Origin of the sequence: Nocardia sp. NPDC051832, assembly GCF_040681285.1 — a bacterium.
GTDB lineage: Bacteria > Actinomycetota > Actinomycetes > Mycobacteriales > Mycobacteriaceae > Nocardia.
In genome coordinates this window covers 1,088,892-1,106,173 of sequence record NZ_JBFAYL010000002.1, presented here as the reverse complement: position 1 = coordinate 1,106,173, position 17,282 = coordinate 1,088,892, and the positions used below count along the sequence as shown (strand labels likewise).

Below are 17,282 nucleotides of genomic sequence, written 5' to 3'. Positions count from 1 at the left end.
GTGCCAGGCTAGTCGGAGGTCTGGTCCGCGGTGTACTTCGCGCCGAGTTCGCGGAGGCGGTCCATGGCCTGGGCGGCGTGCGCCTTGTCGTTGGCGCGGATGGCGAGCAAGGGGACGTATTCGTCGTTGACCAGTTCCAGGCGGGCCCAGGATTTGCGGTCCGGGAACGAGACCCCGATGACGTGCTTCCAGTCGAAGAGGTTGTCGCCGAGGATGTTCCGGACCGAGACGCCCTTGGGGCCGACGCGAAGGCGGGGACGGGTGAGGGTCAGGACGCCGGCGGCGATGAGCAGGCCGACGCCGATCATGGCGAACTGATCGATGGTGCGGAAGTTCACGCCGGTGGAGCCGGAGCGCAACCAGATGCCGCCGATCGCGAAGACGGCGACGATGATCGCCGCGACGATCCAGGCGGTGCGGACCGCGCGGCGCGGACGCACCTCGAAGTCCCACTCCTGAGTTGCGGCGGGCTCGGCCCGCCGCCAGATACGCACTACCGGACCGCCGGTCATCCGGCCGCCACTCATCGCATCACTCCGCGTCGCCGGCACAACTCAGAACGACTCTCGTAGCGCGCGCAGCGTGAGCGCGGCGTCGAGCGCGGCCTGCGCGGCCTGCTCGCCCTTGTCTTCGGCGGAACCGGGGAGACCGGCACGATCGAGGGCCTGTTCTTCGGTGTTGGTGGTGAGTACACCGTTGGTGACCGGAGTCGCGGCATCGAGCGAAACGCGGGTGAGACCGGCGGTGACCGCGTCACACACGTACTCGAAATGCGGTGTGCCGCCGCGGATCACGACACCGAGGGCGACGACCGCGTCATGGGTGCGGGCCAGCTCCTGGGCGACGACCGGCAGCTCCATGGCGCCGGCGCAGCGGACCGTGGTGACGTGCTGGACGCCGGCTTCCATGGCCACCCGCTCGGCGTTGGCCACCAGGGTGTCGCAGATCTTGGTGTGCCAGCGCGAGGCGACGATGCCGAGCCGGAGGTCCTTGGCATCCGACAGCTCGAAGCTGGGTACGCCGGTGCCGCTCATGAGAAGGCCTTTCGTGGTGGGTCCCGGCGTCCGCCGGGACGACGGTAGCGCTACTGTGCCGTTTCGCCGAGGTCGAGCTCGTCCAGCCCGATCAGGTCGTGGCCCATCCGGTCGCGCTTGGTGCGCAGGTACCGCAGGTTCTCGGCGTTGGCGCGCAACGGCATCGGGACCCGCTCGGTGATCCGCAGGCCGTAGCCGTCCAGGCCGACGCGCTTGGCCGGGTTGTTGGTGAGCAGGCGCATGGAGCGGATGCCGAGATCGACCAGGATCTGCGCGCCGGTGCCGTAGTCGCGCGCGTCGGCGGGCAGGCCGAGGTCGAGATTGGCGTCGACGGTGTCGCGGCCGGAGTCCTGCAACTGGTAGGCCTGCAACTTGTGCATCAGGCCGATGCCGCGGCCCTCGTGCCCGCGCATGTACAGCACCACGCCGCGGCCCTCGTTCGCCACCATTTCCAGCGCGGCGTCCAGCTGCGGGCCGCAGTCGCAGCGCAGCGAACCGAACACGTCGCCGGTCAGGCATTCCGAGTGCACCCGGACCAGCACGTCCTCGCCGTCGCTGATGTCGCCGCGCACCAGTGCGACGTGCTCGACGTCGTCGTAGATGCTCTGGTAACCGACCGCCACGAACTCACCGTGCGCGGTGGGGATGCGCGCCTCGGCGACCCGGACGACCTGCTTCTCGTGCTTGCGCCGCCAGGCGATCATGTCGGCGATGGAGATCAGCGCCAGATCGTGCTCGTCGGCGAAGATGCGTAGCTCTTCGGTGCGGGCCATGTGGCCCTCGTCCTTCTGGCTGACGATCTCGCAGATCACGCCGGCCGGGCGCAGGCCCGCCATCCGAGACAGGTCGACGGCGGCTTCGGTGTGACCGGGGCGGCGCAGCACGCCGCCGTCCTTGGCGCGCAACGGAACAACGTGGCCGGGGCGGGTCAGGTCGTCGGCTTTGGCGTCCGGGTCGGCGAGCAGGCGCATGGTGGTGGCGCGGTCGGCGCCGGAGATGCCGGTGGTGATGCCCTCGCGCGCGTCCACGGACACGGTGTAGGCGGTGCCGTGCTTGTCCTGGTTCTGCGCGTACATCGGCGGCAGGCCGAGGCGATCGCAGTCGTCACCGATCAGCGGCACGCAGATGTAGCCGGAGGTGTAGCGGATCATGAAGGCGACCAGCTCGGGGGTGGCCTTCTCCGCCGCGAAGATGAGGTCGCCCTCGTTCTCACGGTCCTCGTCGTCCACGACGACGACGGCCTTGCCTGCGGCGATGTCGGCGACTGCGCGCTCGATGGTGTCGAACCTGGTCACGTCAGCTGTGCTCCATATCGAAAGAAGTGTCCGGCGCGGCCGAGCACCTTGCCTCACTACATTAAGGCCTTCGGGGTGCGCCTCCGGCGGCGCGTCCGGTGGGCGCGGTCAGCCGCGCTGTTGCAGCCGTTCGACGTACTTGGCGATCACGTCGACCTCGAGGTTCACCCGGGTGCCGACGGTGGCGGCGCCCAGGTTGGTCATGGACAGCGTGGTCGGAATGAGCGACACCTCGAACCAGTCGCGGTTTCCGTCGGCGGCGGGCTGCTCGGCGAGGCCGAGTCCGGAGACGGTGAGCGAGATGCCGTCGACGGTGATCGAGCCCTTCTCCACGACGTAGCGGGCGATCGCGTCGGGCAGCGAGATGCGCACGACCTCCCAGTTCTCCGAGGGCGTGCGGGCCAGCACGGTGCCGGTGCCGTCGACGTGGCCCTGCACCAGGTGCCCGCCGAGGCGGCTGTTCAGCGCGGCGGCGCGCTCCAGGTTGACCTGCGAGCCGGCGCTGAGGCCGCCGATGCTGGAGCGGTTCAGCGTCTCCTGCATGACGTCGACGGTGAAGCTGTCGCCGTCGATCACGTCGACGACGGTGAGGCAGACGCCGTTGACCGCGATGGAGTCGCCGTGCCCGGCATCGGAGGTGACGAGCTTGCCCCGGATGGTCAGGCGCGCGGCGTCGGCCAGCGGCTCGGTGGCGACGATCTCGCCAAGCTCCTCGACGATGCCTGTGAACATGCTGATCCTTTCGAGCGACCTGCAAGCAGTCGCAAGCGGCTGGACTCCCTGGTCGGGTTGGTGTGTCGGTGGGCGGAACAAGCCGGGGCGGCCCGCTATTCCCGCACTCGCACCCAGGGTAACGACGCCGGGTCGTAGGCAGGCAGCGCGGCTCGGTCCGGCGGTGCGCCGGGGGGCGGAACCGACCGCGAGACCGGCAAGGAGCTTGAGATTCTGTACATCGATACGTAATTGCCGGCCGTTTACTACGGCGAGATAAACAGACTGCCCAGAATTTCCGCGCATCACGAATGAATCAAGACCATTTCGCTCGGGGCGCGAATCTTGCTGGTACCCAGGCGAAAACACGCCTACACAATTTCCTTGCATCCAAACGGAAATGGATGCAATATTGTTATGTACCTGATTCCGACCGTTCAATTCTCGTTCTCGAGCACGTCACGAACGGCCTTCTACCAGCAGTTGGAAGCGAATCCTTCATGGTAAATCGACCACACCTCGGGGGTGTTGCGTGACCACTCTTCTCGACTCGACGCTGGAAGTTCGCTGCGTGCAGTATCGCCGCGAATTCCAGATGCCGGCCTCGATCGACCCGGCCTCGCGGCACATCCTGCTGCACATCGGCCAGCACTACGGCGCCATCACCATGCCGGCGGAGTTGGGCGAACAGGTCCAGCAGCAGTTGAGCAAGGCGCAGCTCGCCGCGCCGGTCGTCCATCACCCGCGGGCCAGGCGATGGACCTTCATCACCGGGCCCGCCGAGGCGCTCACCGCACACGTCTCCGCCGAACTGTTCCGGCTCTACGCCACCGTCGCCTGCGCCGGCAGCCAAGTCGTCCTGCCCTCCCCCGACGACGAACGCACCGGGTACCGCGTCTGGGTGCAGCAGCCCGAGCACCCGACGGCGCTGCCGCCCATCAGCGCGGTCATCGAGGCCACGCGGGCGCTGGGCACCCGCCGGAAACCGCACTACAACTGAGCTTTTCGCGAACTACAGCCAGTGCGCCGCGGCCTGATGCCGCAACTTCTCCACCGTCGCGCCGGGATCGGCCGTGTTGTAGACCGCCGATCCGGCGACGAAGCAGTCGATCCCCGCCTCCGCCGCCTGCTCGATGGTGTCGGCATTGATACCGCCATCGATCTCCACGATGAGCCGCAGCTCACCCGAGTCGACCAGGTTGCGGACGATCCGCGCCTTCTCCAGCACGTGCGGAATGAACGACTGCCCACCGAATCCCGGCTCCACACTCATCACCAGCAGTGTGTCGAAGCTCTTCAGGATCTCCAGGTACGGCTCGATCGGGGTGTTCGGCTTCACCGACAAGCCGGCCTTGGCGCCCGCGGCGCGGATGTCGCGCGCCACCGCGGCCGGATCGTCGGTCGCCTCCGCGTGGAAGGTCACGTTGTAGGCGCCCGCCTCGGCGTACGGCGGCGCCCAGCGACCCGGATCCTCGATCATCAGATGGCAATCCAGCGGAATGTCGGTGGCCTTCAACAGGCTCTGCACCACCGGCAGGCCCAGCGTCAGGTTCGGCACGAAGTGCGCGTCCATCACATCGACGTGCAGCCAGTCGGCGGTCGCGACGGCCCGGGTCTCGTCCGCGAGACGGGCGAAGTCGGCGGACAGGATGGAGGGGGCGATCATCGGCTCGGCCGGTCGCGAAAACGTCGGTGTGGACACAACGCCGGAGTGTACCGAGGGCTCAGCTGAAGACCCGAACGTGGCAGCGCCCAACTCGGCATGGCCGGTCGACCAGGCAAACTGTGATTGCGGCGCGTGGGAATGGGTAGCCTTCTCAGGGTGATCAATATTTCGGCGGAACAGGGGACCAGCTCCCCGGTGGAGATTCGGGTGGCCGCGTCGGTCACACAGCTGCCCATCGTGCGCGGGCTCGCCGAAACTCTCGTGCTACTCAGCGAATTCACCCTCGACGAGGTCGCCGACATCCGGCTGGCCGTCGACGAGGTGTGCTCCACGCTGATCGCGGTCGCGAAACCGGGCTCCAGCCTGCAGTGCCGGTTCACCATCGGTGACACCGAACTGCTGGTGCGGGTCAGCGGGCTCGCGGCGGCCGAGGGGTTGCCGGACCAGCGCAGCTTCGGCTGGCATGTGCTGCGCACCCTCACCGATTCGGTGCAGGCGACGCAAGACCCGTACGACTCGGCGGCTTCCGGATATCCGACGACGGTGGAGTTCCGTCGCGTCCGGGGGAAGGCGTAGTGGCGGAAGAAGAGACAGTGTTCGACCCGGAGCGCAAGGACCAGCCCAGCACCCCCGGATCAGACGCCACGCCCGAACCCGAAGACGCGCAGGCGGCGCCCGAGGACGCCGAAGAGGACACCGAAATCGTCGAGGAGGTCGGCTCGACCTCCGGGTACGACGATCTCGGCGCGCTGTTCGAACGGCTCGCCGCCGCTACCGCGGGCACGCCGAAGCACACCGCGCTCCGCGACGAGTTGATCAGTCGTTGCATCCCGCTCGCCGACCACATCGCCCGCAAATTCAGCGGTCGCGGTGAGCCGTTCGACGATCTCACCCAGGTGGCGCGCGTGGGTCTGGTGCACGCGGTGGACCGGTTCGACCCGGCGCGCGGCTCCAACTTCCTGTCCTTCGCGGTGCCGACCATCATGGGCGAGGTCCGCAGATACTTCCGGGACAACACCTGGGCGATGCGAGTTCCGCGCCGGGTCAAGGAAACTCACCTGCGTATCGGCGCGGCGATCGACGCGCTCTCCCAGACGCTGGGGCGCTCCCCCACCGCCAAGGAGATCGCGGCGCACCTCGATGTCGATCCGGACGAGGTCACCCAGGCCGTCATCGCGGGCAACGCGTATCAACCGAGTTCCATCGACGCCGCCTCGCTGGGCCGCGACACCGACGCGTCGCTGCTGGACACCCTCGGCGAGGAAGAGGGCCAGTTCGAGCGGGTCGAGGAGTACGTCGCGATCCGGCCGCTGCTGGCCGGTCTGCCGGAGCGCGAACGCCGCATCCTCACCATGCGGTTCTTCGAGTCGATGACCCAGACCCAGATCGCCAAGCAGATGGGCATCTCCCAGATGCACGTCTCCCGGATCCTGACGAAAACCCTTGCCCGCCTGCGCGAGCTGTCGGAGCGCGAGTAACTACGTCGACTGCTGTTCGCGCTCCTTACGGAGTTTCGCCGGAGCCGACTGCCACCAGGCCGCGTCCAGCAGTTCACGGAGCTGATCGCGGCCGATGCGGTCCAGATCGATGAGGATGTACGGATACCCGTCGTAGTGCGGGGTGGTGTAGAAGGTCGGATCGCCCGACGCCAAGAGCGCTTCCTTCTCCACCATCTCGCACATCAGGACCAGCCCGCCCTCGGCCTCGTCGCGCAACCGCGCGAACCCCTTCTTACCCACCTTCAGCGCCGGACTGCGCCACCACGTGGACTCCTCCACACCCGGCAGCTCGGTTGCCAGATCCACAACGCCTTGCCACGTGATAGCCATACCGTCAGTGTGCACCCGCCCACAAACGGCGGCTTGGACGTTTGGAACTACCACAGAATCGTGGCGCGTCCACCGTTCGACTTCGATCGCGGGCTCAGCTACGCCTCATTCGTGCCAGAATTTCGTAGTGTGCGGGAGCTGACGATGCTGGACAAGGGCCGCGGGCGCGGGCGGGTCGCGGTGCGGCACGCGAGAGAAGGGGTGGCCACGGTCGTTGATTTCCAGGCTGCGACGTTCGGCAGGGCCTTCGTGTTCGGCGCGATCGATACAGCCGATCGCGCCGAACGGGGCGACCTGCTCCTACGGCAGCGTTCCAACGACGGCAGGGTGCGTGCGATCGTTCCGAAGAAGTACACCCACCTGCAGGTGGAGAGGGCCGACGGCAGCGTAATGCTGCGCTGGCGAATCGGATTCGGCACTGCCGAGGACTGCCAGATCCTGTCCGAGGCCGAAGGCGACCATCCCGATGTGCTCGCCCATCGCGGCGGCCCAGCGACGGCTGCCTTCACGCTGGACGGCCGCCACGACGCCCGGATCGTGCATTTCTCGTGGAAAGGCGGTCAGCGCAAAGAACTTCGCTATGTCACGACCGGCCCGTTCCGAGGGGAAGTCCGGCTGCCAGGGCCAGGGCTCATTCAGGTAGATGCCCTGGCACCGTGGACCCTTCGGCTCTGAGCTTCATGCTGGACCAGCCCGGAGCCGGAGTCCTCGCAAGGAGTTGACCAGGCGGCGTGAGTTTCCGCAGCGGGGCTACATCGGCTTACGCAACGCGGCCATGAACATGGCGTCGGTGCTGTGGCGGTGCGGCCAGAGCTGTGCGCCTGGACCGTCGCCGATGTCGGTGACGCCGGGGAGCAATTCGCGCGTGTCGAGTTGGACCGCGCCGGTGCGGCGGACGAAATCGCCGACCACGGAGACCGTTTCGGCCAAGTGCGGTGAGCAGGTGGAGTACAGCACCACACCGCCGGGTCGAACCAGTTCCCATGCGGCGGCCAGCAACTCGCGCTGCAGTACGACCAGTTCGCGAACGTCGGTCGGAGTACGCCGCCAACGAGCTTCCGGGCGACGGCGCAGTGCGCCGAGGCCGGTGCACGGTGCGTCGACCAGGACGCGGTCGTAGCCGGGGGTCAATCCGCTGTCGCGGCCGTCGACGACGTGCACCTCGACGGGGAGATCCCTGGTGGACTTGCGGACCAGTTCGGCGCGATGTTCGGAGGGTTCGACCGCGTCGACCTGGAACTGGTCGATCGCCGCGAGCGCACCCAGCAGGGCTGCCTTGCCGCCGGGTCCTGCACACAGGTCCAGCCAGCGGCCGCCGTCCGGGCCTTCCAACGGGGCGCGAGTCAGGCTGAGCGCGACCAGCTGGCTGCCTTCGTCCTGCACACTCGCCAAGCCGTCGCGCACCGGTTCCAGCTTGCCAGGATCACCGCCGTCGAGGTACACCGCGTACGGCGACCATTTGCCTTCCTCGCCACCGGTGACGAGGGCGAGTTCCTCCGCGGAGATCTCACCGGGCCGCGCGACGAGGTGTACCAGCGGCCGAGCGTCGTCGGCGGCCAGCAGATCACCCAGTTCCGTTGCCCGTACACCGAGCGCGTCCGCGAACGCCTGCGCGATCCACACCGGATGCGCGAACTCGAATGCCAACCGTCCCACCGGATCCGACGGCGCCAGCTCCTCGACCCACTGCTCGGCGGTCTTCTCACCCGCCCGCCGCAGCACGGCGTTCACGAAACCGGAACGTCCCTGTCCGAATTCGTTGCGCGCCATCGCCACCGAGGTATCCACGGCAGCGTGCGCCCCGATCCGGGTGCGCAGCAGCTGATACACGCCCAGCCGCAGCACATCCAGCAACCCGCCGTCGATCTCCTGGACCGACCGTCCGGAACCCGCTTCGATCACCGCATCGAGCAACCCGAGCGACCGGCACGCGCCATAGGTGAGTTCGGTCGCCAGCGCCGCATCCCGCCCCGAAATCCCCCGTTCCCGCAGCAGAGTCGGCAGCACCAGGTTGGCGTACGCATCCCGTTCCCGAACAGCCCGCAAGACATCCCGCGCGACCAACCGCACCGGGTCCACCCCGCTCCGACTGCCAGCCTGAGCATTCTCGCGATCCTTCTGCTGCGCACCAGCTTTGGCACCACCCGACTTACCTACCGACTTTGCGCCGGAGCGACCACCGCGCCCTCCCATTTCCGCCCCAGAGGAACGATTCCCCTGCCGCGCACCGGCTTTCGATCCGCCTCCGGTTCCGCTCGACCGCCCTGGCTCGGCACGATTCGGGCGTCCACCGCCGGTGCCGGATTGTGCCCGGTCGCCGCGGTCGGGACGGGCCGCCGAATCCGACTGGCCCATACCGCGATAGGGGCGATCGCTGCCGTCGCGCGCGCCGGGCCTGCGGTCGGCGCCTGTGCGCCCGGGCTGACCGGCCGACCTGCGCGGCTGGTCACCTCGGCCACCGGGTGCGTCCGGGCCGCGATCGAAGGATCCGATCCGGCCGACCGCTTTGCGTGGTGCGGCGTTTCCGCGCGCGGCCCGTGTGCTGTCGTCGCGGCCGGTCGAATCGCTGTTGCGTTCGCGCGCCCGGCGTCGATCTTCGGCACTCATTCCCGGACCTCGCTGATGCTCAGGTCCGAGAGGAAGGCTGGATCGGTTGCGCCCATGCTTCGTGGGGGAAGTTCCGGCACGACCCGCGCCTGGCTGCCTGTCAGCTCCGGCGCCTGCGCCGTGGCGCCTGCGTCAAAGAATCGCCGGCTCATACCTGCTCCTCGCTGTTGCTCGGTTTCGGCATGACTGCCGCGGCAGCTCCGCCCTGTGTCAGATCTGTCACTCGACCACCGCGCCCGGTTGCAGGCGGGCGCCGCGGGCCCAGTCGAGGGCGGCCATCATCCGCTTGCCTTGGGGCTGGACCTGGTCGAGGCGGACCGCGGTGGTGGCGGTGCCGATGAAGACGCCGGACTTGCGGACCTCGATGGCGCGCGGGGGCAGTTCCTCTTCGACCATCTCGACCGGGCCGAGTTTGAGACGGAGACCGCCGACCTCGGTCCAGGCACCGGGGGCCGGGGTGACGGCGCGGATGCGGCGACTGATGTTCAGGGCCGGCTGGTCCCAGCGGACGTGCCCGTCCTCGGCGACCACCTTGGGGGCATAGGAGACGCCCTCGTTCGGTTGTGGAACCGCTTGCAGCGCACCGTCTTCCACGCCGTCGAGGGTGGTCTCGAGCAGCCGGGCGCCGCTGTCGGCGAGCCGTTCCAGCAGCACCCCCGCGGTGTCGGTGACCTGGATCTTCTCGGTGACCACACCGAAGACCGGGCCGGTGTCCAGGCCCGCTTCGATCTGGAAGGTGGACGCGCCGGTGAACTCGTCACCGGCGTCGATGGCGGCCTGCACCGGGGCCGCGCCGCGCCAGGCGGGCAGCAGCGAGAAGTGCAGGTTGATCCAGCCGAAGCGCGGAATGTCGAGCACCCGCTGCGGCAGCAGCGCGCCGTAGGCGACCACCGGACAGCAGTCCGGCGCCAATTCGGTGAGCTGGTCGATGAATTCGGGTTCGGACGGGCGGCGCGGGGTGAGCACGGGAATGCCGTGTTCGTCGGCCAGTTGCCCGACCGGCGAGCGCTGCACCTTGCGCCCGCGGCCGGCGACGGCGTCGGGCCGGGTGACCACGGCGACCACGTCGTGCCGCGTCGACTCGAGGAAGCGGCGCAGCGACGGCACCGCCGGTTCGGGCGTACCCGCGAAGACGATGCGCATCAGCGACCACGTCCGAACGGGTTCGGCTTGCCGGTGTCACTGCTGCCGCGCGACGCGCGCACCGTGATCCCCGCGGTGAACCAGTCCGATTCTCGAATGCCGCGCATTGCTTCCTTACGGTCGGCCGGATCGAGGCGGTCGATGAACAGCACCCCGTCCAGGTGGTCGTTCTCGTGCTGCACGCACCGCGACAGCAGTTCGGTGGCGTCGAAGGCCACCGGTTTACCGTGCATATCGACACCGGAGACCCGCACCCGCAGCGCCCGCCGCACGTCGTAGCGCAGTCCGGGAATCGACAGGCAGCCTTCCGGCCCAACCTGTTCTTCCTCGCCGTCGACGGTGTATACGGGGTTCACCACATGCCCCTGCGCGTCCCCGGTGTCGTAGACGAAGACCCGTAGCCCGACGCCGATCTGCGGCGCGGCCATCCCGACTCCGCCGTCGTCGTACATGGTGTCGGTCAGGTCTTCGACGAGCTGGCGCAGCTCCCGATCGAAGTCGGTGACCTCCGCCGCCCGGGCGCGCAGAATGGGATCGCCGAACAGGCGAACGGGCTGAATGGTCACGGCGGCTCCCGAAAACAGGCGAATACGGTCGACCCATTCTAGTAAGGGACGCCGATCACTCCGATATCCCCGATGCCGAGCCACAGACCTGGTAGAACTCGAGAGCGGTCCGGGCGGGGTGTCGATCCCTCCGCCCGGCCGCCCGGGGCGTCAGGAGTTGCCGGCGATGATGACCTGCGGGATGCCGGTGCCCAGGGGTACCGCGCGACACACGGGGGCGGGGCTGTCCGGATCGAGCACTTGCAACAGCAGGTCTTGCACGAACGGGTCGTAGACCATGTGGAAGTGCCCGGTCAGGTCGCTGGGGCACAGGTCCTGCAAGACCAGGTTGCGGGCGTTCGGGCCGTGCAACGCGATGTTGTCGAACGGCTGGATCATTTCGTCTACGCGGCTGCCGATGGTGACGTACCGCGGGCCGGGAACGGTGTCACCGCCCGTGTTGAGTTCGATCATCACCGGCGAGCCCTGTACCTGCTGCACCGCGGCCAGCGAGGTGACCTTCACGAACGCTTCCAGGATGCCGATCGCCTGGACCACCGGGACCAGCCCGTACATCACGCCGCCGTAGCTGGGCGAGGCCAGACCGACCCACTGGCCGACCTTGGGCGCACCGCCGAGCTGGTTGACCCAGTACCGGGTGACGTTGGCGCCCTGGGAGAAACCGACCAGGTCGACCTGGGTCGCGTGCGTCGCGGCCAGCACCAGGTCGACGAAGTCGCCGAGCTGGCGGGCGCTGACTCGCACGTCTTCGGTGCCGTAGCTGGTGGCGCCCGGGGCGCCGCCGTAGTTGAGCGCGAAGACGCAGAGCCCGGCCGCCACGAGTTTGGGGCCGATGGCCGAGTAGTCGGAGTACGCGCTGGAGTCGGTACCGTGTGCCAGCACTACCGGGCGCGGATTCGCGGCACTCGGGGCACACTCGAAGTTGTTGACGCCCAACGGAACCGAGTTGGGATGCGTCTTCTGGTAGACGGCGGATGCCAGGTGATCGGTTTGCGCCGGACCGGGGATGGTCGGCACCTCTGCTGCACGATAGGCCGAGATCTCGGCGACCGGCGCCGGTTCGGCGAGAGCGGGCGCCGTGGCGGAGCCGAGCAAGCCGGCTCCGGCCAGGGCGACGACCGCTCTCATAAACTGTGATTTACCCCAACCCCACGGGCCCTCAGGCTGTTCCATTCCACAATTATTTAACGAACCCGGGCGAAATGCCTGCCCTACCGGGGTGTTTCGTCCTATGACTTTTCGGGGCTATCATCCTCGGCCAGAATCCGGTATAGGGCCCGCCGCGCCTCGGTGAGCACCTCGGCCGCCTTGGCCGCCTGCTCCGGCGTGCCGGCCGCCGCGACCTGAGCCGCCGCGCCCATCAGCGCGCCGATCAGCGCACGCAGGTCGATCGCCTGATCGCCCACATCCCCCTTGACGTCGGCCCACGGATCGCCGAGTTCCTCGCGGTTCTCGGTGACGTAGGCGGTGCCGGCCTCGGTCAGTTGCGCGGTCTTGCGACCGGCCACCTTCTCGATGAGGACCAGGCCCTCGTCTTCCAGCTGCGCGAGCGCGGGGTAGATGGAACCCGGGCTCGGACGCCAGACGTCGTCGCTGCGTTCGCGGATCTGCTGGATCAGTTCGTAGCCGTGCATCGGACGCTCGGTGAGCAGCAGCAGGACCGCCGCGCGCACGTCGCCACGCCGGCCCCGGCCACCACGGCCGCGTCCGCGTCCGAAGTGCGGGCCGAAACCGGGACCGAAGCCGCCGGGCCCGAACTCGGGGCCGAAGCCGCGCCGCCCGTGGCGGGCGTGCATCCGCCGCTCCGGACCGCATTCGTCGGCGCCGGGGCGACACCGGCGACCGCGCCGGCCGAAGTCTCTGTTCTCCATGTTCTCGATGTTTTCCATGATTGCCTCCTCAGGCTTTCGCGTGTATCTCATGTTATCGACGATATATCGACAATCTATCCAACGCAAGGTTCGGCGGCGGAATTCCCGCGCACACAGAAAAGGCGCGCCCCGATGCGGGACGCGCCTGTGCGGCCGGTGGAGCTAGAGCGAGTCGATCCAGCCCTGGAGCCGCTCACCCTCGGCGACCATCAGCTCCGGATCGCGAAACGCGTTGGTGAGCAGTGAAATCCCCTGATAGGAGGCGATGAGCGCGATCGCGAGCCGCGCGGCGTCGGCGCGGCCCATGGCTTCGAACTGGGCCGCGGCATAGTCGACCAGCGCCTGCATGACCTCGCTGGCCCGGCCCTCCAGCGGGTCGTCCCGCTTGTGCAGTTCCGCTGTCAGCGAACCGAACGGGCAGCCATAACGCGCCGCCAGCTCCCGCTCCCGCACCCAGCCGTCGATCAGGGACTTCAGCCGATCTCGCGGGGAATCCAGGCGATTCAGCTCGGCGATCAGCTGCTCCAGCGAGCGCGCGTGCGCGCCGATGGCGGCCTCGATGAGCTGGTCTTTCGTCTTGAAGTAGTAGTAGACGTTGCCGACCGGCACGTCGGCCACCCGCGCGATGTCGGCGATGGTGGTCTTCTCCACACCACGCTCGTAGAACACCTGGACGGCGGCCTCGATCAGGCGCTCCCGCTTACCGGGCTTGGTACCGGCCACTGAGTTGGTCACCCAACTAACTGTAGACAACCCCGGCGCAGTCGGCTAACTTCTTGTTAGTCAGTCAACTAACTCAGGAGTTCGAACAATGATCGTGGTAACCGGAGCAACCGGAAACGTGGGACGCCCGCTGGTGCGGATGCTGGCCGAGGCGGGCGAGAAGGTGACCGCGGTCGCGCGGACCCTGCCCGCCGAGCTGCCGGACGGTGTCCAGGCCGTGAGCGCCGACATCACCGACGCCGGCAGTCTCCCCTTCGACGGTGCGGAGCAGCTGTTCCTGCTCTTCGCCCCCGGTTCGTTCGCGGCCGATGTGCCCGCGATCCTCAGCGCCGCGAAGGATGCCGGGGTGCGCCGGGTGGTCCTGCTGTCCTCGCAGGGTGTCGCCACCCGCCCCGAGAGCGTCTCGCACGGGCAACTCGGCAGGGCTATCGAGACCGCCGTCCAGGATTCGGGCCTGGAATGGACGATCCTGCGCCCGGGCGGATTCCAGTCCAACACCTTCGCCTGGACCGAGTCGGTCCGCGAACAACGCGTCGCCGCCGCGCCTTTCGGCGATGTCGCCATCCCGTTCGTCGATCCGGACGACATCGCGGCCGTGGCCGCCGCGGTGCTGGTGCAAGACGGTCACCTCGGCCAGACCTACGTGCTGACCGGCCCGGCGCCGGAGTCTCCGCGCGACCGCGCCCGGGTGCTCGGCGAATTGCTCGGCGAGACAGTGCGTTTCGTGGAACAGACCCCCGAGGAGGCGCGCGCGCAGATGCTGGCGTTCATGCCGCCGGAGGTAGCCGACACCACCCTCGCGGTCCTCGGCGCGCCCACCGACGAGGAACTCCGCATCAGCCCCGACATCGAACGGGTCCTCGGCCGCGCGCCGCACCCGTACGCCGCCTGGGCCGCCCGCAACCTCCCCGCTTTCCGCTGAGCCCCCGCCTGTGCCCAGCGAAAACCCAATGCGCGCAACCACCTCGGCGATCTAGCGTTGGGCCATGGCAATCAGCAAGAAGGGGAAGCGCAGGATCGTGGTCGGAGATCGCGAGTTCCTGTGGTGGGTCAAGGAGGACTGGGAAAACTACAGCGCCCCGGGCGCGCCCACACTCACGATCATTTCGGCGAACCGGCGCGTTGTAGTCCGGTACGTCCTGGCGCAATCCGAGGAAAACCGACACGTCGTCGTGCTCGGTCCCGAGTTCCGGGGGATCACCCGGCCCGGCCCGCATCGCCGTTTCCGGTGCCCGGCGTTCGGACTGCCCGGGGAGGTTCGCCCGGCACACATCGCGGAGCTGATCAGCTGGTGCACCGAGACCGGAGACCTGCCGGATCTGTACGAGCGGCAGGTCGATCTGGTTGCCGCGGTCACGGCGTGAGCGGGCTTCACGCCGCGCCGCCCAGCGTGCCCAGCAAGAGCCGTAGCGCCAGCTCGGCCACGCTGGCGGCGTCCAGCACATCCGACAGGGTGAGCTCGATGCCGTGATCCTCGCGCATGCGGTGGGCCAGGTCCACCGCGTGCAGGGAGCTCAGGCCCAGCTGGATCAGCGAACTGTGCCGATCCAGCGATCCCACCGCCGCGCCGAGCATGCGGGCGACCTGGTCCAGGAGATAGTTCTCCAGATCCAGGTGAGCACTGGTGGGCGGGGCCGGGGCCGGGTCACCGGCGGCCGTCCAATGCACCACGGCGGCAGGCAGGCCCGCGGCGCGGCGGTGGTCGGCGAGCGCGTCCAGGAAGGCATTGGACGCGGCGTCGGCGGCGAGCCGGCGGGTGGTCGCCGGGGACAGCAGGACGAAGAAGTCGAGCGGCCGGGCGGACAGCAACCGGTGCAGGGTCCAGGCGCCGGCCACCTTCGCACGCAGCGCGTGTTCGAGCTGGGCCGGCGTCGGGTCGGGGTGGTGCTGCTCCGGGTGCACGGCGGCGTGCACGACACCGGCGATCGGCGCCGAGCGGCGTTCGGCCGACGCCAGAATCCGGGCGACGGCGTGCTCGTTGGCGATATCCGCCACGTGCTGTTCCACCACCACTCCCGTGCCCCGAAGACGGTGCGGCACCGCGGATTCGACGTCATCGGCGCCGATGACGAGCAGGGACCGGGCGCCCCGGTCGACCAGCCATTGGGCGCAGTGTTCCCCGGCGCCGGTGAGTCCGCCGGTGATCACATACGTCACGCCGGGCCGGATGCCGCCGCAGATCGCGTCCGGGTCGGCGCGATAGGCGGTGTCGAGCGGCACCAGGCGCGGCGCCCACCAGCGGCCACGGCGCAGCGCGAGCCGGGTTTCGGTCGCCGCGGTCCGGGCGACGGCGGTCAGCCGGGCCGCCTCGGTCGCCAGGGACTCGCCGCTCTCGGGCAGATCCACCAGCGTGACCTCGCGGTGCTGCTCGCGACTCAGGACCGGGCCCAGACCCCACAGTGCCGCCTGCCAGGGCGCGTCGCAGCGCGGGTCGGGGCCGGCGGCGCGGGCGCCGCGCGTCACCAGGATCGTGGGAACCTCGGCCGGTGTGGCGCGGGCGGTGGCCAGGGCCCCGGCGCAGAGCCCGACCGCGGTCGACAAGACCTGGCGGGCAGAGGAATTCGTGTGCGTCGCCGATCCCAGCGCGGCCAGGTTGAGCACCGCGTGCAGCGGCCGGTCCGGTCCGAGATCGGCGCGGATCGCGGCGGCGTCGGCGTGCGGTGCGACCGGGAACACGGTGTGCCCGGCCTTCCGGAGTTCGGCGATCACCGCCGCGTCCAGATCGGTCCCGCTCTGCCGGATCAGTACCCGGCCCAGGTCCGCTTGCTCGGGGCTGCCGAGTTCGACTGTCTGCCAAGCGGTCCGGAATTCGACTCCGCCGGATGCGCCGCCCCGGAGCGGATGCAACGCGGCTTCGCGGGCCGGAGCACCACTTCGAGGGTGGAAGGGCAGCGAGCGCAGCGGAGTTTCCCGGGCGGGCGGCGGCGGCGCGGCGCGGCGCACGCGCACCGCGCCGACTCGCACACCGCTGAGTTCGGCGATGGCCGCGCCGTTTCCGTCGTAGACGGTGATGTCGCCGGCGAAACCGGCGTCGTCGTTGCGGACGGCGCGGGTCAGGCACCACTGCGGGTGCAGCGGTGTCTTCCGGAAACGGACCCGATCGATCGCTGTCAGCATCATCGGGCTGTCGGCGGCGGTGGGCAACAGCGTGAAAACCGTTTGGAGACAGGCATCCAGCGCGGGCAGCGTGGTGTGACCGGCCGAGGCGCCCTGGATCCGGGCGACGGTTTCGCCTGGCCCGAACCACATTTCGGCGATGCGCCGGAACGCGCCGACCCATTGGTTCCCGGCGAGATAGTGCCGGCTGTAGAACCGGCCGCCGGCCTGCCAGCGGATGCACCGCGCCCGCGCCTCCGCGAGCACCGGCGTCTCCAGCGCGGGCGGATCGTCCTCGGTGCGCGCCTGGGCGAGCACGCTCTCGTCCGGGCCGACCGCCAGGAACCGCCACGCGTGCTGTTCGGCCTGCGCGACAACGCGCAAGGTCACGGTGCCCGCGCCGAGCCCGGACAGCGGCAGCATCTGGCGAAAACGAATGTCGCGCAGCGTGATTACGCCCGCGCCGGAGAGTTCCTTGGCGGCGGCGTGCCACAGCTCGAGATACGCCGCGCCGGACAGGACCGGCCGGCCGGCGAAGAGATGACCGAGCAGGTATTCCTGCCGGGCGTCGAGCAGGCACGGCCATTCGAGCCGGTCCAGGCGCGGCTGGGTAGCGGCGCCGAGGATCGGCGGCGCGGATTCGGCCGGGCGGGCGGCGGTTCCGTTGACCGGGTGCCGGGGCTCGGCGGGCGGGTTGGTCAGTGGTGTGGTCATGGGTTCGTCCGTTCCTCGACGGAGTTG

General features: G+C 69.1%; 19 protein-coding genes. 6 read left to right on the top strand and 13 right to left on the bottom strand.

The window, feature by feature from the left end:
* Positions 1-8: 8 nt before the first annotated feature.
* From AB0M14_RS15020 to AB0M14_RS15005, 4 genes are all read right to left on the bottom strand, one after another.
* Positions 9-527 carry a PH domain-containing protein gene (locus AB0M14_RS15020; protein WP_364994269.1) on the bottom strand — a complete coding sequence of 173 codons (519 nt, stop codon included), beginning with the start codon at positions 525-527 and terminating at the stop codon, positions 9-11.
* Between the two features lie 27 nt (positions 528-554).
* Positions 555-1,034, bottom strand: coding sequence for a 6,7-dimethyl-8-ribityllumazine synthase (gene ribH / locus AB0M14_RS15015; protein WP_364994266.1), 480 nt, complete (start codon positions 1,032-1,034; stop codon positions 555-557).
* A 50-nt stretch (positions 1,035-1,084) separates the two neighbouring features.
* Positions 1,085-2,329 (bottom strand): bifunctional 3,4-dihydroxy-2-butanone-4-phosphate synthase/GTP cyclohydrolase II, encoded by a 1,245-nt coding sequence (locus AB0M14_RS15010; protein ID WP_364994263.1) that lies wholly within the window; start codon positions 2,327-2,329, stop codon positions 1,085-1,087.
* Between the two features lie 108 nt (positions 2,330-2,437).
* On the bottom strand, positions 2,438-3,061 hold the full coding sequence (locus tag AB0M14_RS15005) for a riboflavin synthase (protein ID WP_364994260.1): 624 nt from the start codon (positions 3,059-3,061) through the stop codon (positions 2,438-2,440).
* Between the two features lie 511 nt (positions 3,062-3,572).
* On the opposite strand from AB0M14_RS15005, the gene AB0M14_RS15000 reads away from it, so the two are divergent.
* Positions 3,573-4,040: a hypothetical protein gene (locus AB0M14_RS15000; RefSeq protein ID WP_364994257.1), complete on the top strand. Its 468-nt coding sequence runs from the start codon at positions 3,573-3,575 to the stop codon at positions 4,038-4,040.
* 12 nt (positions 4,041-4,052) lie between these two features.
* On the opposite strand, the gene rpe is transcribed toward AB0M14_RS15000, so the two are convergent.
* Positions 4,053-4,706 carry a ribulose-phosphate 3-epimerase gene (gene rpe / locus AB0M14_RS14995; protein WP_364995807.1) on the bottom strand — a complete coding sequence of 218 codons (654 nt, stop codon included), beginning with the start codon at positions 4,704-4,706 and terminating at the stop codon, positions 4,053-4,055.
* A gap of 156 nt (positions 4,707-4,862) precedes the next feature.
* Here rpe and AB0M14_RS14990 point away from each other — a divergent pair, with 156 nt between their 5' ends.
* Positions 4,863-5,282, top strand: coding sequence for an anti-sigma factor (locus AB0M14_RS14990; RefSeq protein ID WP_194813978.1), 420 nt, complete (start codon positions 4,863-4,865; stop codon positions 5,280-5,282).
* Positions 5,283-5,455: 173 nt separating this feature from the next.
* Positions 5,456-6,184: an RNA polymerase sigma factor SigF gene (locus AB0M14_RS14985; protein WP_364995806.1), complete on the top strand. Its 729-nt coding sequence runs from the start codon at positions 5,456-5,458 to the stop codon at positions 6,182-6,184.
* Here the strand turns inward: AB0M14_RS14985 and AB0M14_RS14980 are convergent, their stop codons facing one another.
* Positions 6,185-6,535: an MmcQ/YjbR family DNA-binding protein gene (locus AB0M14_RS14980; RefSeq protein WP_364994254.1), complete on the bottom strand. Its 351-nt coding sequence runs from the start codon at positions 6,533-6,535 to the stop codon at positions 6,185-6,187.
* A gap of 129 nt (positions 6,536-6,664) precedes the next feature.
* Between AB0M14_RS14980 and AB0M14_RS14975 the strand changes: the two genes are divergently transcribed.
* Positions 6,665-7,210, top strand: coding sequence for a hypothetical protein (locus AB0M14_RS14975; RefSeq protein WP_364994251.1), 546 nt, complete (start codon positions 6,665-6,667; stop codon positions 7,208-7,210).
* Positions 7,211-7,285: 75 nt separating this feature from the next.
* On the opposite strand, the gene AB0M14_RS14970 is transcribed toward AB0M14_RS14975, so the two are convergent.
* From AB0M14_RS14970 to AB0M14_RS14945, 6 genes are all read right to left on the bottom strand, one after another.
* Positions 7,286-8,728 (bottom strand): transcription antitermination factor NusB, encoded by a 1,443-nt coding sequence (locus tag AB0M14_RS14970; protein ID WP_364995804.1) that lies wholly within the window; start codon positions 8,726-8,728, stop codon positions 7,286-7,288.
* 633 nt (positions 8,729-9,361) lie between these two features.
* A complete protein-coding gene (fmt, locus tag AB0M14_RS14965; RefSeq protein WP_364994248.1) occupies positions 9,362-10,285 on the bottom strand; it encodes a methionyl-tRNA formyltransferase in 924 nt (307 codons plus the stop codon).
* Entirely contained in the window at positions 10,285-10,851 is a 567-nt protein-coding gene (gene def / locus AB0M14_RS14960) for a peptide deformylase (protein WP_364994246.1), read from the bottom strand. The genes fmt and def overlap by 1 nt, the downstream gene beginning before the upstream one ends.
* A gap of 150 nt (positions 10,852-11,001) precedes the next feature.
* Positions 11,002-11,979: an alpha/beta fold hydrolase gene (locus AB0M14_RS14955; protein ID WP_364994243.1), complete on the bottom strand. Its 978-nt coding sequence runs from the start codon at positions 11,977-11,979 to the stop codon at positions 11,002-11,004.
* A gap of 101 nt (positions 11,980-12,080) precedes the next feature.
* Positions 12,081-12,722, bottom strand: coding sequence for a PadR family transcriptional regulator (locus AB0M14_RS14950; protein WP_364995801.1), 642 nt, complete (start codon positions 12,720-12,722; stop codon positions 12,081-12,083).
* A gap of 162 nt (positions 12,723-12,884) precedes the next feature.
* Positions 12,885-13,457 carry a TetR/AcrR family transcriptional regulator gene (locus AB0M14_RS14945; protein WP_364994240.1) on the bottom strand — a complete coding sequence of 191 codons (573 nt, stop codon included), beginning with the start codon at positions 13,455-13,457 and terminating at the stop codon, positions 12,885-12,887.
* Between the two features lie 76 nt (positions 13,458-13,533).
* Between AB0M14_RS14945 and AB0M14_RS14940 the strand changes: the two genes are divergently transcribed.
* Together AB0M14_RS14940 and AB0M14_RS14935 are read left to right on the top strand one after the other, a co-directional pair.
* Positions 13,534-14,367 (top strand): NAD(P)H-binding protein, encoded by an 834-nt coding sequence (locus tag AB0M14_RS14940; RefSeq protein WP_364994238.1) that lies wholly within the window; start codon positions 13,534-13,536, stop codon positions 14,365-14,367.
* Between the two features lie 64 nt (positions 14,368-14,431).
* On the top strand, positions 14,432-14,809 hold the full coding sequence (locus AB0M14_RS14935; RefSeq protein ID WP_364994235.1) for a hypothetical protein: 378 nt from the start codon (positions 14,432-14,434) through the stop codon (positions 14,807-14,809).
* 7 nt (positions 14,810-14,816) lie between these two features.
* On the opposite strand, the gene AB0M14_RS14930 is transcribed toward AB0M14_RS14935, so the two are convergent.
* Positions 14,817-17,255, bottom strand: a complete 2,439-nt coding sequence (locus AB0M14_RS14930) for a KR domain-containing protein (RefSeq protein WP_364994233.1) — start codon at positions 17,253-17,255, stop codon at positions 14,817-14,819.
* Between the last annotated feature and the right edge of the window lie 27 nt (positions 17,256-17,282).